The 14394-nt window shown below is 72.2% G+C and carries 13 protein-coding genes; 11 read left to right on the top strand and 2 right to left on the bottom strand.

The genetic code is table 11. The features are described 5' to 3' along the window. Positions 1-44: 44 nt before the first annotated feature. The 4 genes from AMK29_RS08665 to glmM all read left to right on the top strand — a co-directional run bounded on the left by AMK29_RS08665 (position 45) and on the right by glmM (position 4383). A complete protein-coding gene (locus AMK29_RS08665; protein ID WP_073810142.1) occupies positions 45-1676 on the top strand; it encodes an ABC-F family ATP-binding cassette domain-containing protein in 1632 nt (543 codons plus the stop codon). A gap of 227 nt (positions 1677-1903) precedes the next feature. Further along, a complete protein-coding gene (gene rplM / locus AMK29_RS08660; protein WP_073810140.1) occupies positions 1904-2347 on the top strand; it encodes a 50S ribosomal protein L13 in 444 nt (147 codons plus the stop codon). A 44-nt stretch (positions 2348-2391) separates the two neighbouring features. Beyond that, complete coding sequence (gene rpsI / locus AMK29_RS08655; RefSeq protein ID WP_015035601.1) at positions 2392-2904, top strand: 30S ribosomal protein S9; 513 nt, start codon at positions 2392-2394, stop codon at positions 2902-2904. A gap of 120 nt (positions 2905-3024) precedes the next feature. After that, positions 3025-4383, top strand: coding sequence for a phosphoglucosamine mutase (gene glmM, locus AMK29_RS08650; protein WP_073810137.1), 1359 nt, complete (start codon positions 3025-3027; stop codon positions 4381-4383). A 94-nt stretch (positions 4384-4477) separates the two neighbouring features. Here glmM and AMK29_RS08645 read toward each other — a convergent pair whose 3' ends face one another. Beyond that, positions 4478-5443, bottom strand: coding sequence for a DUF389 domain-containing protein (locus AMK29_RS08645; protein ID WP_073810135.1), 966 nt, complete (start codon positions 5441-5443; stop codon positions 4478-4480). 2 nt (positions 5444-5445) lie between these two features. Beyond that, on the bottom strand, positions 5446-6444 hold the full coding sequence (gene coaA, locus AMK29_RS08640) for a type I pantothenate kinase (protein ID WP_073810132.1): 999 nt from the start codon (positions 6442-6444) through the stop codon (positions 5446-5448). 192 nt (positions 6445-6636) lie between these two features. On the opposite strand from coaA, the gene AMK29_RS08635 reads away from it, so the two are divergent. The 7 genes from AMK29_RS08635 to tsaE all read left to right on the top strand — a co-directional run bounded on the left by AMK29_RS08635 (position 6637) and on the right by tsaE (position 14361). Next, the gene (locus tag AMK29_RS08635) at positions 6637-7404 is read left to right on the top strand and encodes a hypothetical protein (protein ID WP_073810129.1); all 768 of its coding nucleotides are present in this window, start codon (positions 6637-6639) and stop codon (positions 7402-7404) included. Between the two features lie 146 nt (positions 7405-7550). Next, positions 7551-9398: a glutamine--fructose-6-phosphate transaminase (isomerizing) gene (gene glmS, locus AMK29_RS08630; protein WP_073810127.1), complete on the top strand. Its 1848-nt coding sequence runs from the start codon at positions 7551-7553 to the stop codon at positions 9396-9398. A 7-nt stretch (positions 9399-9405) separates the two neighbouring features. Continuing rightward, a complete protein-coding gene (locus AMK29_RS08625; RefSeq protein WP_073810124.1) occupies positions 9406-9774 on the top strand; it encodes a holo-ACP synthase in 369 nt (122 codons plus the stop codon). 100 nt (positions 9775-9874) lie between these two features. Continuing rightward, positions 9875-11314, top strand: a complete 1440-nt coding sequence (locus tag AMK29_RS08620) for a bifunctional ADP-dependent NAD(P)H-hydrate dehydratase/NAD(P)H-hydrate epimerase (RefSeq protein ID WP_073810121.1) — start codon at positions 9875-9877, stop codon at positions 11312-11314. A 187-nt stretch (positions 11315-11501) separates the two neighbouring features. Further along, entirely contained in the window at positions 11502-12650 is a 1149-nt protein-coding gene (alr, locus tag AMK29_RS08615) for an alanine racemase (protein WP_073810118.1), read from the top strand. Positions 12651-12659: 9 nt separating this feature from the next. Further along, positions 12660-13850 (top strand): alpha/beta fold hydrolase, encoded by a 1191-nt coding sequence (locus AMK29_RS08610; RefSeq protein ID WP_073810115.1) that lies wholly within the window; start codon positions 12660-12662, stop codon positions 13848-13850. Between the two features lie 10 nt (positions 13851-13860). Beyond that, entirely contained in the window at positions 13861-14361 is a 501-nt protein-coding gene (tsaE, locus tag AMK29_RS08605) for a tRNA (adenosine(37)-N6)-threonylcarbamoyltransferase complex ATPase subunit type 1 TsaE (RefSeq protein WP_073810112.1), read from the top strand. The last annotated feature ends 33 nt before the right edge of the window (positions 14362-14394 follow it).

Here is a 14394-nt window from a genome sequence, read left to right as displayed (position 1 = left end):
GCGCATCCTAAACCGGTTGGGCCTGGCCGACGCGGGCGGCGACAATGCACCTCATGGGACATGTCGAGGCCGCGCATCTGGAGTACTACCTTCCCGACGGGAGGGTCCTGCTCGGGGACGCCTCCTTCCGGGTGGGGGAGGGGGCCGTCGTCGCCCTCGTCGGGGCCAACGGCGCCGGCAAGACCACCCTGCTCCGGCTGATCTCAGGAGAGCTCCAGCCGCACGGCGGCAGCGTCACCGTCAGCGGCGGCCTCGGCGTGATGCCGCAGTTCGTCGGCTCCGTGCGGGACGAGTCCACCGTCCGTGACCTGCTGGTCTCGGTGGCCCAGCCCCGGATCAGGGAGGCCGCGAAGGCCGTCGACGAGGCCGAGCACCTGATCATGACGGTCGACGACGAGGCCGCGCAGATGAAGTACGCGCAGGCCCTCAGCGACTGGGCCGAGGTGCAGGGGTACGAGGCCGAGACGGTGTGGGACATCTGCACCATGGCGGCGCTCGGCGTCCCGTACGAGAAGGCGCAGTTCCGGCAGGTCAGGACGCTCTCCGGCGGTGAGCAGAAGCGACTGGTCCTGGAGTCGCTGCTGCGCGGCCCCGACGAGGTGCTGCTGCTCGACGAGCCCGACAACTACCTCGACGTCCCCGGGAAGCGGTGGCTGGAGGAGCGGCTGCGGGAGACCCGTAAGACCGTGCTGTTCATCTCGCACGACCGGGAGCTGCTGTCCCGGGGCGCGCAGAAGATCGTCGCGGTCGAGCCCGGCCCGGCCGGTTCGGACGTGTGGGTGCACGGCGGCGGCTTCGACACCTTCCACGAGGCGCGGCGCGAGCGGTTCGCCCGCTTCGAGGAGCTGAAGCGGCGCTGGGAGGAGAAGCACGCCCAGCTGAAGAAGCTCGTGCTCAACCTGCGGCAGGCGGCCGCGGTCAGCCACGACATGGCCTCGCGGTACGCGGCGGCGCAGACCCGGCTGCGGAAGTTCGAGGAGGCGGGGCCGCCGCCGGAGCCGCCGCGCGAGCAGGACATCCGGATGCGGCTGCGCGGCGGCCGGACCGGTGTGCGGGCCGTGACCTGCGAGAACCTTGAGCTGACCGGTCTGATGAAGCCGTTCTCGCTGGAGATCTTCTACGGGGAGCGGGTCGCCGTCCTCGGTTCGAACGGGTCGGGCAAGTCGCACTTCCTGCGGCTGCTCGCGGGGGACCCCTCGGTCGCCCACACCGGTGACTGGAAGCTGGGCGCCCGGGTGGTGCCGGGGCACTTCGCGCAGACCCACGCCCATCCGGAGCTGGCCGGGCGGCCGCTCGTCGACATCCTGTGGACGGAGCACGCCAAGGACCGGGGCGGGGCGATGTCGGTGCTGCGCCGGTACGAGCTGGAGCGGCAGGGCGACCAGCCCTTCGACAAGCTCTCCGGCGGGCAGCAGGCCCGCTTCCAGATCCTGCTCCTGGAGCTGGCCGGCACGACGGCGCTGCTGCTCGACGAGCCGACGGACAACCTGGACCTGGAGTCGGCGGAGGCCCTGCAGGACGGCCTGGAGGCGTACGACGGGACGGTGCTCGCGGTGACGCACGACCGCTGGTTCGCGAAGAGCTTCGACCGGTACCTGGTCTTCGGGTCGGACGGGGTCGTACGGGAGACGAGCGAGCCCGTGTGGGACGAGCGGCGGGTCGAGCGGGAGCGGTGACCTGGGGGCTCGCGGTCTTTTGACCCGTCGGGGGTGGCGCGGGTACTGTTGCGGTTTGTTATGCGTATCGGCTTCGTCGTTTACACGCGAAGGGCCCATACGCAGGTTCCCTGGAGCAGTTACCAGTGGCTCGCATACGGGCGGTGTTCCCGGCAGTGCAGGCCCCAGCTGCATGATCGCTTCAGGTGTGTCTGGACTCCATCCACTGAAGAAGCGAAGGCTACGAAGTGCGTACGTACAGCCCCAAGCCCGGCGATGTCTCTCGCCAGTGGCACATCATCGACGCGCAGGACGTTGTCCTGGGCCGTCTGGCGACCACGGCTGCGAACCTCCTGCGAGGCAAGCACAAGCCGGTGTACGCCCCCCACATGGACATGGGCGACTTCGTCATCATCATCAATGCTGACAAGGTCCACCTGTCCGGCAACAAGAAGACCCAGAAGCTGGCTTACCGCCACTCCGGCTTCCCGGGTGGTCTGCGCTCCGTCCGTTACGACGAGCTGCTCGCCAAGAACCCCGAGAAGGCCGTCGAGAAGGCCATCAAGGGCATGATCCCCAAGAACACCCTGGGCCGTCAGATGCTCTCGAAGCTGAAGGTCTACGCGGGCGAGAACCACCCGCACGCTGCTCAGCAGCCGGTCCCGTTCGAGATCACCCAGGTCGCGCAGTAGTTCCGGCCACACCCCCTAAGAACGAAAGAAATCTGAGGAGAATCGTGGCCGAGACCACCCCCGAGACCCCCGTCGACGAGTTCGAGGGCGTCGAGGAGTACACCACCGAGACCGAGCTCGTCGAGGGTGAGTACACCTCCGAGTCGCTCGCGTCCCGCTTCGGCGACCCGCAGCCGGCCGCCGGCCTGGGCCGTCGCAAGAACGCCATCGCCCGCGTCCGGATCGTTCCGGGCACCGGCAAGTGGAAGATCAACGGTCGCACCCTTGAGGACTACTTCCCCAACAAGGTGCACCAGCAGGAAGTCAACGAGCCCTTCAAGGTGCTCGAGCTCGACAACCGCTACGACGTCATCGCCCGCATCGCGGGTGGCGGTGTCTCCGGTCAGGCCGGTGCCCTGCGCCTCGGCGTGGCCCGTGCGCTGAACGAGGCGGACGTCGAGAACAACCGCCCGGCGCTGAAGAAGGCCGGCTTCCTCTCCCGCGACGACCGTGCGGTCGAGCGCAAGAAGGCCGGTCTCAAGAAGGCCCGTAAGGCCCCGCAGTACAGCAAGCGTTAATCGCCTGCTCGGTCTGCTTTCGTACGCCCCGGCGGCACTGCCCGTGCCGTCGGGGCGTACGTTTTTTCATAACCTTTTGCACCTTTCATCAGCTTGGGCACGTATTTTCGGAGGACAGCTGTGGGACGACTCTTCGGCACGGACGGCGTACGCGGTGTGGCCAACGCGGACCTGACGGCGGAGCTGGCGCTGGGCCTGTCGGTCGCGGCGGCGCACGTGCTCGCCGAGGCGGGCACCTTCGAGGGGCATCGGCCGGTCGCCGTGGTCGGACGTGACCCGCGCGCCTCCGGAGAGTTCCTCGAGGCCGCCGTCGTGGCGGGGCTCGCCAGCGCCGGTGTCGACGTGCTGCGCGTCGGCGTCCTGCCGACCCCGGCCGTGGCCCACCTCACCGGTGTACTCGGCGCCGACCTCGGCGTGATGCTCTCCGCGAGCCACAACGCCATGCCCGACAACGGCATCAAGTTCTTCGCGCGCGGCGGCCACAAGCTCGCCGACGAGCTCGAGGACAAGATCGAGGCCGTGTACGAGGAGCACCGCACCGGCGCCCCCTGGGAGCGTCCGACCGGTGCCGGCGTCGGCCGGGTCCGTGACTACGAGGAGGGCTTCGACACGTACGTCGCCCACCTCATCGCCGTCCTCCCCAACCGTCTCGACGGTCTGAAGGTCGTCCTCGACGAGGCCCACGGCGCCGCCGCCCGCGTCTCGCCCGAGGCGTTCTCCCGGGCCGGTGCCGAGGTCGTCACCATCGGTGCCGAGCCGGACGGCCTCAACATCAACGACGGCTGCGGCTCCACCCACCTGGAGCTGCTCAAGGCCGCCGTCGTCCAGCACGGCGCCGACCTGGGCATCGCCCACGACGGTGACGCCGACCGCTGCCTCGCCGTGGACGCCGCGGGCAACGAGGTCGACGGCGACCAGATCCTGGCCGTGCTCGCCCTCGCCATGCGCGAGGCCGGGACGCTTCGCGGCGACACCGTCGTCGCCACCGTCATGTCCAACCTGGGCTTCAAGCTCGCCATGGAGCGCGAGGGCCTGAACCTCGTCCAGACCGCGGTCGGCGACCGCTACGTCCTGGAGTCCATGAAGGAGCACGGTTACGCCCTCGGCGGCGAGCAGTCGGGGCACGTCATCGTCCTCGACCACGCCACCACCGGCGACGGCACCCTCACCGGTCTCATGCTGGCCGCCCGGGTCGCCGCCACCGGCAAGTCCCTCGCGGACCTCGCCGGGGTGATGGAGCGGCTGCCGCAGATCCTCATCAACGTGAAGGACGTCGACAAGTCGCGCGTCTCCACCTCCGGTGACCTGGCCGCCGCCGTCGTCGAGGCCGAGCGGGAGCTCGGCTCCACCGGCCGTGTGCTGCTCCGCTCCTCCGGCACCGAGCCGCTGGTCCGCGTCATGGTCGAGGCCGCCGACATCGAGCAGGCCCGTGCGGTCGCGCAGCGGCTCGCGGACGTCGTGAAGTCCTCGCTGGGCTAGTCTTCCTGAGGCATCGTCATGCAAGGAGGCCCCCACCGGTCCGGTGGGGGCCTCCGTCGGTTCCGGTGGGCCTCCCGGGTACGTCTCCGGGCCCTCAGCCCTTCGGCTCCGGGGTACGTGCGGGGGGCCGACGCCAGTGGCCGCGCTGGGTCCGCCACAGCAGCTTCTGCCCGTACAGCGTCAGGATGCCGGCCAGCATGATCCCGGACAGGTTGAGCAGCAGCTGCTCGATCGAGCCCCACGTCTGGCCGAAGTCGCCGTAGCTCAGGGCCACGGCCGCGTTCGCGCCCGCCGGGACCGTCGTCACCGAGATCGCCACGCCCACCAGGGCCCCGGACTTGGCGGAGGTCAGCGAGAGCATGCCGGCCACGCCCGCGAGCAGCGCCACGACGAAGGAGAAGGGGTCCGGCTGCCAGATGAAGCTGGTGTTGGGGCGCTCCCCGTCCAGCCGCTCCCGGCTGAACAGATCGAGCGCGTCCATGCCCAAGCTGAACAGCGTCGTCGCCGCGATCGCCGCCGCGAAGCCGATGAGCAGGGCGGACAGCGACCGCCCCGCCAGTCGGGGAGCGCGCCGCACCACCGCCGTGCACACGCCGGCGAGCGGACCGAACTCCGGACCGACGGCCATGGCGCCCACGATCAGGACCGCGTTGTCCAGGACGACACCACAGGCAGCGATCATCGTCGCCAGGATCATGAACGCGCAGTAGGTGATCGAGAGCGACGACTCCTCGTGGGTCGCCTCCGACAACTGTTCCCAGATCACCGCGTCCGCGGCCTCGCCGGGTGCCTCCTTCTCGGCCGCGTCCGCGCGCGTGGAGAGGGACAGGCCGATGTCTCCCACGGCGATCGAGCCGTCCTGGTCGATCCTCAGCTCGCGCAGCCCGCTGAGCAGTTCGTCCCCCGCCTCGCGGGCCACGTCGCACATCACGACGTCACCCGCGGGGTCCCGGGCCGCGCCCGGGAGCACCACCAGATGCGCGGTGCCCACTGTCGACTCGATGAGCCCGACCGCGGCCGAGGTGCGTTCGGGCGGAACGATCATCCGGAGATGCAGCATCCTCAGAGCTTACGGAGGCTCAGCCGCTTCACCTTGTGGTCGGGTCCCTTGCGGACCACCAGGGTGGCCCGGCCGCGGGTCGGGGCCACGTTCTCCAGCAGGTTCACCTTGTTGATGGTCCGCCACATGGTGCGGGCGTAGTCCAGGGCCTCCTCCTCGGACACCTGGGTGTACCGCTGGAAGTACGAGGAGGGGTTCTGGAACGCGGTGTCGCGCAGCTTGCGGAAGCGGTTGAGGTACCAGCGCTCGATGTCCTCGGGCCGGGCGTCCACGTACACCGAGAAGTCGAAGTAGTCGGCGAGACCGACGCGGGTCCGCCCGTCCAGGCCGGGAAGCGCCGGCTGGAGGACGTTCAGCCCCTCCACGATCAGGATGTCCGGGCGGCGGACGACGAGCCGCTCCCCGGGCACGCGGTCGTAGATCAGGTGGGAGTAGACCGGCGCCGTGACCTCCTCCTTGCCCGCCTTGATGTCCGCGACGAACCGGGTCAGGGCCCGGCGGTCGTACGACTCGGGGAAACCCTTGCGGGACATGAGGCCGCGCGCCTTCAGCTCCTCCATCGGGTAGAGGAAGGCGTCCGTGGTGACCAGCTCCACGCGCGGGTGCTCCGGCCAGCGGGCGAGCAGCGCCTGGAGGAGCCGGGAGACCGTCGACTTGCCGACGGCCACCGAACCGGCGACCCCTATGACGAAGGGCGTGCCCCGCTGCTCCGCGCTCTCGCCGAGGAAGGTGTTGAGGGCGCCGCGCAGACCGCTGGTGGCCTGGACGTACAGGTTGAGCAGCCGGGACAGCGGCAGATAGATGTCCCGTACCTCGTCGAGGTCGATGACGTCCCCGAGCCCGCGGAGCCGCTCGACCTCGTCGGCGGTGAGCGGCAGCGGCGTCTTGTCGCGCAGGTCGCTCCACTCGGCCCGGGTGAGGTCGACGTAGGGGGTCGCCTCGGAGGGCCGGCGGGGAGCGGAGCCGTTGCCGTGGGGGCTTCGTGGCGGCGAAGTGATCACCCCGCCATTGTCAGGGGTCCGGGGCCTCCGTGGGTCTTCGCGGATCGTGGGGTGGGTCACGCGGAAAACCCCGTTGTCGGCCCCCTCCTCTACGGTGATCATGCTGTTGCCGCGTGGGCTCGTGTACTTCACGCGGGGGGAGCCGTCCCCGGACGGCACGAGAGACACGAAGAGAACAGAGAGCCACCACCTGTGCGTACACCCATCCGAACCGCCGCCCTGGCCACCACGGCCGTCTCCCTCGCCCTGCTCGTCACCGCCTGCGGGGGTGGGAAGGAGAGCGGCGACAAGGGCAAGGGCACGGAGAGCGCGCCCGGCGCCTCCGCCTCCTCCACCGCGCCCGCCGCCGAGGCGCTGTCCGCCGCCGAGCTGGACAAGCTGATCGTCGAGACGGCCGACATCAAGGGCCACCAGGTCCAGAAGGCCAAGGCCGACGAGATCGTGTCGGCGGACAAGGTCACCACCGACAAGGCCGCCTGCGCGCCGATCGCCCACGCCATGTCGTTCATCTCGCCCGGCTCGGCCGCCGCCTCCGCGCAGCGCCAGGTGCTCGAAGAGCCGAAGAAGAGCGCGACCGCCTCGCCGGAGGACGCGCTCCTCAACGGGCTCGGCGTCCACATCACGGCGGTCACGCTCGGCTCGTACGACGGGCAGGGCGCCCAGGAGGCCTTCGCCTCGGTGAAGAAGGCCGGCACCGAGTGCGCCGGCGGCTTCACCGTGGTCCACGCCCAGGAGAAGACGAAGGTCAGCAAGGTCGAGCCGGTGAGCGTGACCGCCGGAGACGAGTCGGTGGCGTTCACCGTCACCAGCGACATGGAGGGCAGGCCCTTCGTCAGCAAGCTGGTCGTCCTCCGCAAGGGCAACGCGCTCGCGTCGTTCTCGACCATCACCGTCGCCTCCGGCGGCGTCAAGGTGCTGCCGACGGCCGTCATCGACGCCCAGGTCAAGAAGCTGGGCTGACGCGCGGGCCCGGGACCGGGGGGCCCGGGCCGTCCGGCCCGCCCCCGCCCGAGCCGTGCGACGTGATCCGGCCGCACCGCCGACGCGCACCCGCCGAACTCCGCCGACTCCGGGCCTCCCGGCGCCATCCGTCCTAGGCTTCCGTCATGTGTGGAATCGTGGGATACGTCGGCGGGCAGTCGGCGCTTGATGTGGTGGTCAAGGGCCTCAAGAGGCTCGAATACCGGGGCTACGACTCGGCCGGGGTCGCGGTGCTCTCCGACGGAGGGCTCGCCGCGGCGAAGAAGGCGGGCAAGCTCCTCAACCTGGAGAAGGAGCTCGGCGAGCGGCCGCTGGCCGGCGGGTCCGTGGGCATCGGACACACCCGCTGGGCCACCCACGGCGGGCCGACCGACGCCAACGCGCACCCGCACCTGGACAACGCGGGGCGCGTCGCCGTCGTCCACAACGGCATCATCGAGAACTTCGCCGCCCTGCGCGAGGAGCTCGCGGAACGCGGCCACGACCTGCTCTCCGAGACGGACACCGAGGTCGTCGCCCACCTCCTCGCCGAGGAGTTCTCCTCCGTCGAGGACCTCGCGGAGGCCATGCGGCTCGTGTGCCGGCGGCTCGACGGGGCGTTCACCCTGGTCGCCGTGCACGCGGACCAGCCGGACGTGGTCGTCGGCGCCCGCCGGAACTCGCCGCTCGTCGTCGGCGTCGGCGAAGGAGAGAACTTCCTCGCCTCCGACGTGTCCGCCTTCATCGCCCACACCCGCTCGGCCGTCGAACTCGGGCAGGACCAGGTCGTCGAGCTGACCAGGGACGGCGTCACCGTCACCGACTTCGACGGCGCGCCCGCCGACGTACGGGCCTACCACGTCGACTGGGACGCCTCCGCCGCCGAGAAGGGCGGCTACGACCACTTCATGCTCAAGGAGATCGCCGAGCAGCCCAAGGCCGTCGCCGACACCCTCCTCGGCCGCATCGACGGCGCGGGACGGCTCAGCCTCGACGAGGTGCGCATCCCCGACCGTGTGCTCCGCGAGGCCGACAAGGTCGTCATCATCGCCTGCGGCACCGCCTTCCACGCCGGGCTCATCGCCAAGTACGCCATCGAGCACTGGACCCGGATCCCCTGCGAGGTCGAACTCGCCAGCGAGTTCCGCTACCGGGACCCGATCCTCGACCAGCGCACCCTCGTCGTCGCGATCTCCCAGTCCGGCGAGACCATGGACACCCTGATGGCGCTGCGGCACGCCCGCGAGCAGGGCGCGAAGGTCCTCGCCGTCTGCAACACCAACGGATCGACCATCCCCCGCGAGTCGGACGCCGTGCTGTACACGCACGCCGGGCCCGAGGTCGCCGTCGCGTCCACGAAGGCCTTCCTCACCCAGCTCGTCGCCTGCTACCTCCTCGCGCTGTACCTGGGACAGGTGCGCGGCACCAAGTGGGGCGACGAGATCCACGCCGTCGTCCGGGAGCTCGCCCGGATCGGTGACGAGGTCGAGCGGGTCCTCGCGACGATGGAGCCGGTCCGCGCCCTCGCCCGCTCCCTCGCCCACAAGGACACCGTCCTCTTCCTCGGCCGGCACGTGGGCTACCCCGTCGCCCTCGAAGGCGCCCTGAAGCTCAAGGAACTCGCGTACATGCACGCCGAGGGCTTCGCGGCGGGAGAGCTCAAGCACGGGCCGATCGCCCTCATCGAGGAGGACATGCCGGTGGTCGTCGTGGTGCCCTCGGCCAGGGGCCGTTCGGTCCTCCACGACAAGATCGTCTCCAACATCCAGGAGATCAGGGCCCGCGGGGCGCGGACCATCGTCATCGCGGAGGAGGGCGACGACGCCGTCGTCCCGTACGCCGACCACCTCATCCGGATCCCGGCCACGCCTACGCTGCTCCAGCCGCTGGTCTCCACGGTGCCGCTCCAGGTCTTCGCCTGCGAGCTCGCCACCGCGCGGGGCAACGAGGTGGACCAGCCGCGCAACCTGGCCAAGTCCGTGACCGTGGAGTGAGTGGGAAATGATCATTGGGGTGGGGATCGACGTGGCGGAGATCGACCGTTTCGCCGCGTCGATCGAGAGGACACCGGGGCTGCTCCAGCGCCTCTTCCTCGAAGAGGAGCTGATGCTCCCCAGCGGCGAGCGGCGCGGTCCGGCCTCCCTCGCGGTGCGGTTCGCGGCGAAGGAGGCGCTGGCGAAGGCGCTCGGCGCGCCCGGCGGGCTGCACTGGACGGACGCCGAGGTGTTCGTCGAGGGCACCGGTCAGCCGCGGCTGCGGGTGCGCGGCACGGTGGCGGCGCGGGCGGAGGAACTGGGCGTGCGGAACTGGCACGTCTCGCTCAGCCACGACGCGGGGGTGGCCTCGGCGGTGGTGATCGCGGAGGGGTGACGGGATGCTCGTCGTCATTTCGATCGCCGCGGACCCTCGGTGAGGGAACGTCAACCCGTCCTCCGGGCACGGCCTTGAGGACTGCGGCAGACTGTTGACCATGCGTACCGCACACCGCGTGGAGACCGTCCGGGCCGCCGAGGCCGCCCTCATGGCCGGGCTGCCGGAAGACGCCCTCATGGTGCGGGCGGCCGCCGGGCTCGCCGCCGCCTGCTGTTCGCTCCTGGGCAAGGGGCGGGTGTACGGGGCGAGGGTCGTCCTCCTCGTCGGCGGCGGCGACAACGGCGGCGACGCCCTGTACGCCGGGGCCCGACTCGCCCGGCGCGGCGCCGGGGTGACCGCCGTCCTGCTCGCCGCCCGCGCCCACGAGGGCGGGCTCGCGGCCCTCCGGGCGGCCGGGGGCCGGATCGCCGACGACCCGTTCGAGCCGCTCGCCACCGCCGACCTCGTCATCGACGGCATCACCGGCATCGGCGGCCGGGGTGGGCTCCGGCCCGACGTCGTGCCCGTCACCCGGGCCGCGCGCGGCTCCGACGCCGTCGTCGTCGCCGTCGACCTGCCGAGCGGTGTCGACGCGGACACGGGCGAGGTGGCGGGCGAGGCGCTGCGCGCGGACGTCACCGTCACCTTCGGCACCTACAAGCCGGGGCTGCTCGTCGACCCCGCGCGGGAGTACGCGGGCGCGCTGCGGCTCGTCGACATCGGGCTCGGTGCCGAACTGCCGGGCGTACCCGACCTGGAGGCGCTCCAGCACCAGGACGTGGCGCGGCTGCTGCCCGTGCCCGGCGCCGAGAGCGACAAGTACCGGCGCGGAGTCCTCGGCGTCGTCGCCGGCTCCGCCCGCTACCCGGGAGCGGCCGTCCTCGCCGTCGAGGGGGCGCTGCGGGGCGGGGCGGGGGCCGTGCGGTACGTCGGACCCGCGGCCGACGCGGTGATCGCCCGGCACCCCGAGACCCTCGTCCACGCGGGGCCCCCGGACAAGGCGGGGCGCGTCCAGGCCTGGGTCGTCGGGCCCGGACTCGGCGAAGGGCCCGGCGTCGCGGAGGTCCTCGCCTCCGAGGTGCCGGTCCTCGTCGACGCCGACGGGCTGCGGGGCCTGGACCCCGCCCTGGTCCGGGCCCGCTCCGCGCCGACGCTCCTCACCCCGCACGCGGGAGAGGCGGCGGCGCTGCTCGGCGTGGCCCGCGAGGAGGTGGAGGCGGGCCGGCTCGCCGCGGTGCGGGAACTGGCGGCGCGGTTCGGGGCGACGGTGCTCCTCAAGGGATCGACGACGCTGGTGTACGGCCCGGACGGCGGCCCCGTTCGGGTGAATCCCACCGGGACCGGCTGGCTGGCCACGGCCGGCAGCGGCGACGTCCTCTCGGGCCTCGCGGGCTCCCTCCTGGCGGCGGGCCTCCTCCCGGTGGACGCGGCCTCGTGCGCCGCGTACCTGCACGGTCTGGCGGCCCGTCGGGCGTCGGAGGGACGGGGCCCGGTGACGGCGTCGGAGGTCGCGGGAGCACTGGGCGGGGCGTGGCGGGACGTGCGCGCGGGCGCGTAGGGGACGGGCGTCTGGGCCACCGCCGCACGGGCCTCCCGGCCGCCGCCGCGCGGGCCTCCAGGCCACCGCCGCACCGGCCTCCCGGCCTCCGCCGCTCCCGGGGACTCCGGGACGTCCCGCGCGACCGTGACCGGGTCTACATGTGGGGGAAGCGGCCCGGGAGCTGACACCTGAGAGACTGGGCGCGATGACTGAGACACCGCCGCCCCGCAGAGCCCGCGCCGAGATCGACCTCGGTGCGCTGCGTGCGAACGTCCGCACGCTGCGCGCCCGTGTCGCCCCCCACGTCCGCGTCATGGCCGTGGTCAAGGCCGACGCGTACGGACACGGCGCGGTGCGCTGTGCCCGCGCCGCCCTGGACGCGGGCGCGGACTGGCTCGGTACGGCCACCCCGCACGAGGCGCTCGCCCTGCGCGCCGCCGGGATCACCGACGTTCCGGTCATGTGCTGGCTGTGGACCCCGGGCGATCCCTGGGACCAGGGCATCGAAGCCGGTCTGGACATGTCCGTGAGCGGCATGTGGGCGTTGGCGGAGGTGCGGGAGGCGGCGCGCCGTACCGGCGGCACCGCGCGGGTGCAGCTGAAGGCGGACACCGGGCTCGGCCGCAACGGCTGCCAGCCCGCCGACTGGCCCGAGCTGGTGGAGGCGGCGCTGAAGGCGGAGGCCGACGGCCTGGTCAAGGTCACCGGTCTGTGGTCGCACCTCGCGTGCGCCGACGAGCCCCACCACCCCTCGATCGCCGCCCAGCTCGACGTCTTCCGCTCCATGCTCGACCACGCCGAGCGGGCCGGTGTGAGGCCGGAGGTCCGGCACATCGCCAACTCGCCCGCCACCCTCACCCTGCCCGAGGCCCACTTCGACCTGGTCCGGCCCGGCATCGCGATGTACGGCATCTCGCCCAGCCCCGAACTCGGCACCTCCGCCGAACTCGGACTGAAGCCCGTCATGTCCCTCAAGGGCAGCGTCGCGCTCGTCAAGCGGGTCCCCGCGGGCCACGGCGTCAGCTACGGCCACCACTACGTCACCGAGGCGGAGACGACCCTCGGCCTGGTGCCGCTCGGCTACGCCGACGGCGTCCCCCGGCACGCCTCCGGCCGCGGCCCCGTCCTCGTCGGCGGCACGGTCCGCACGATCGCCGGACGGGTCGCCATGGACCAGTTCGTCGTCGACCTCGGCGGGGACGAGCCCGAGGCGGGCACCGAGGCCGTCCTCTTCGGCTCCGGTGACGGAGGCGAGCCGACCGCCGAGGACTGGGCGGTGGCCGCCGACACCATCGCGTACGAGATCGTCACCCGGATCGGCGCGCGCGTCCCGCGCGTGTACCTGGGCGAGTAGGGGGCCGACGTGGGCGAGGCGACCGGTACCAGCAGCTGGCGGCGGGCGGGGTTCGCCGGTGCCGCGATAGGCGTCCTGGCCGCCGGCGCGGCCGCCGGGGTCGCCGTCGAGCGGCTCACCGTCGGCCGCTCCGTACGCCAGAAGGCGCGCCTCGCCCTGGACGCCGCCGGCCCGTACGGCGGGCTGCGCGGGACCCCGGGCCGGGCCCTCGCCGACGACGCGACCGTCCTGTACTACGAGGTGGACGAGGTCGAGGCGGACACCCCGCCGGCCCGCCGCCGCAGGCTCTTCGGACGCAAGGAGCCCGCTCCCGTCACCGTCGTCTTCAGCCACGGCTACTGCCTCAATCAGGACTCCTGGCACTTCCAGCGGGCGGCGCTGCGCGGCCTCGTCCGTGCCGTCTACTGGGACCAGCGCAGTCACGGCCGCTCCGGCCTCGGCGTCTCCCAGGGCGGCGCGGGCGCGGTGCCCGTCTCCATCGACCAGCTGGGCCGCGACCTCAAGGCCGTCCTCGACGCCGCCGCGCCCGAGGGGCCGCTCGTCCTCGTCGGGCACTCGATGGGCGGCATGACGGTCATGGCGCTCGCCGACCGGTACCCGGAGTTCGTCCGGGACCGGGTCGTCGGCGCCGCCTTCGTCGGCACCTCGGCCGGGAAGCTGGCGGAGGTGTCGTACGGGCTGCCGATCGCCGGCGTCAACGCCGTCCGGCGGGTCCTGCCGGGGGTGCTGCGGGCGCTCGGCGCCCAGGCGGAGCTTGTCGAGCGGGGCCGCAGGGCGACCGCGGACCTGTTCGCCGGGCTGATCAAGAAGTACTCGTTCGCGTCGAGGGACGTGGACCCGGCGGTCGCCCGCTTCGCGGAGCGGATGATCGAGTCGACCCCGATCGACGTGGTCGCCGCCTTCTACCCGGCCTTCGCCGAGCACGACAAGGCCGCCGCCCTGCCCGTGTTCGGCCAGGTGCCGGTGCTCGCGCTCGCCGGGGACAACGACCTGGTGACGCCCAGCTCCCACACCGAGGCCATCGCGGATCTGCTCCCGGACGCGGAACTCGTCATCGTGCCCGACGGCGGCCATCTGGTGATGCTGGAGCACCCGGAGGCGGTCACCGACCGCCTCGCCGACCTCCTCGTACGGGCGGGCGCCGTCCCGGACACCGCGGCGACGACCGGCACGGCGAAGCCGGACCCCGGCAACGGATAAATTGGCGGGCATGGAAGCAGCGCACCCGCCCGTCTCCGGCGCCACCCTGTCCGTCGACTCCCCCCAGCAGATGCAGGAGCTCGGCCGCCGCCTCGCGAAGATCCTCCGCCCCGGCGACCTCGTCATGCTCACCGGCGAACTCGGTGCCGGGAAGACCACCCTGACCCGGGGCCTCGGGGAGGGGCTCGGGGTGCGCGGCGCGGTCACCTCCCCGACGTTCGTCATCGCCCGCGTCCATCCGTCCCTGGTCGGCGGCCCGGCCCTGGTGCACGTGGACGCGTACCGCCTCGGCGGCGGTCTGGACGAGATGGAGGACCTCGATCTGGACGTCTCCCTGCCCGAGTCGGTGATCGTCGTCGAATGGGGTGACGGCAAGGTCGAGGAGCTGACCGACGACCGGCTGCACCTCCTCATCCACCGGGTGACCGGCGACACCGACGACGACCGGCGGACGGTCGTGCTGCGCGGGATCGGCTCGCGCTGGGCCGACGAGGACCTGGGCGTGCTCTGAGCGATCCGTGTGACGGGTACGTAGATTCCGACA

The organism is Streptomyces sp. CB02261 (assembly GCF_001905665.1).
Lineage (GTDB): Bacteria > Actinomycetota > Actinomycetes > Streptomycetales > Streptomycetaceae > Streptomyces.
This window is presented reverse-complemented; position numbering and strand designations above follow the sequence as displayed.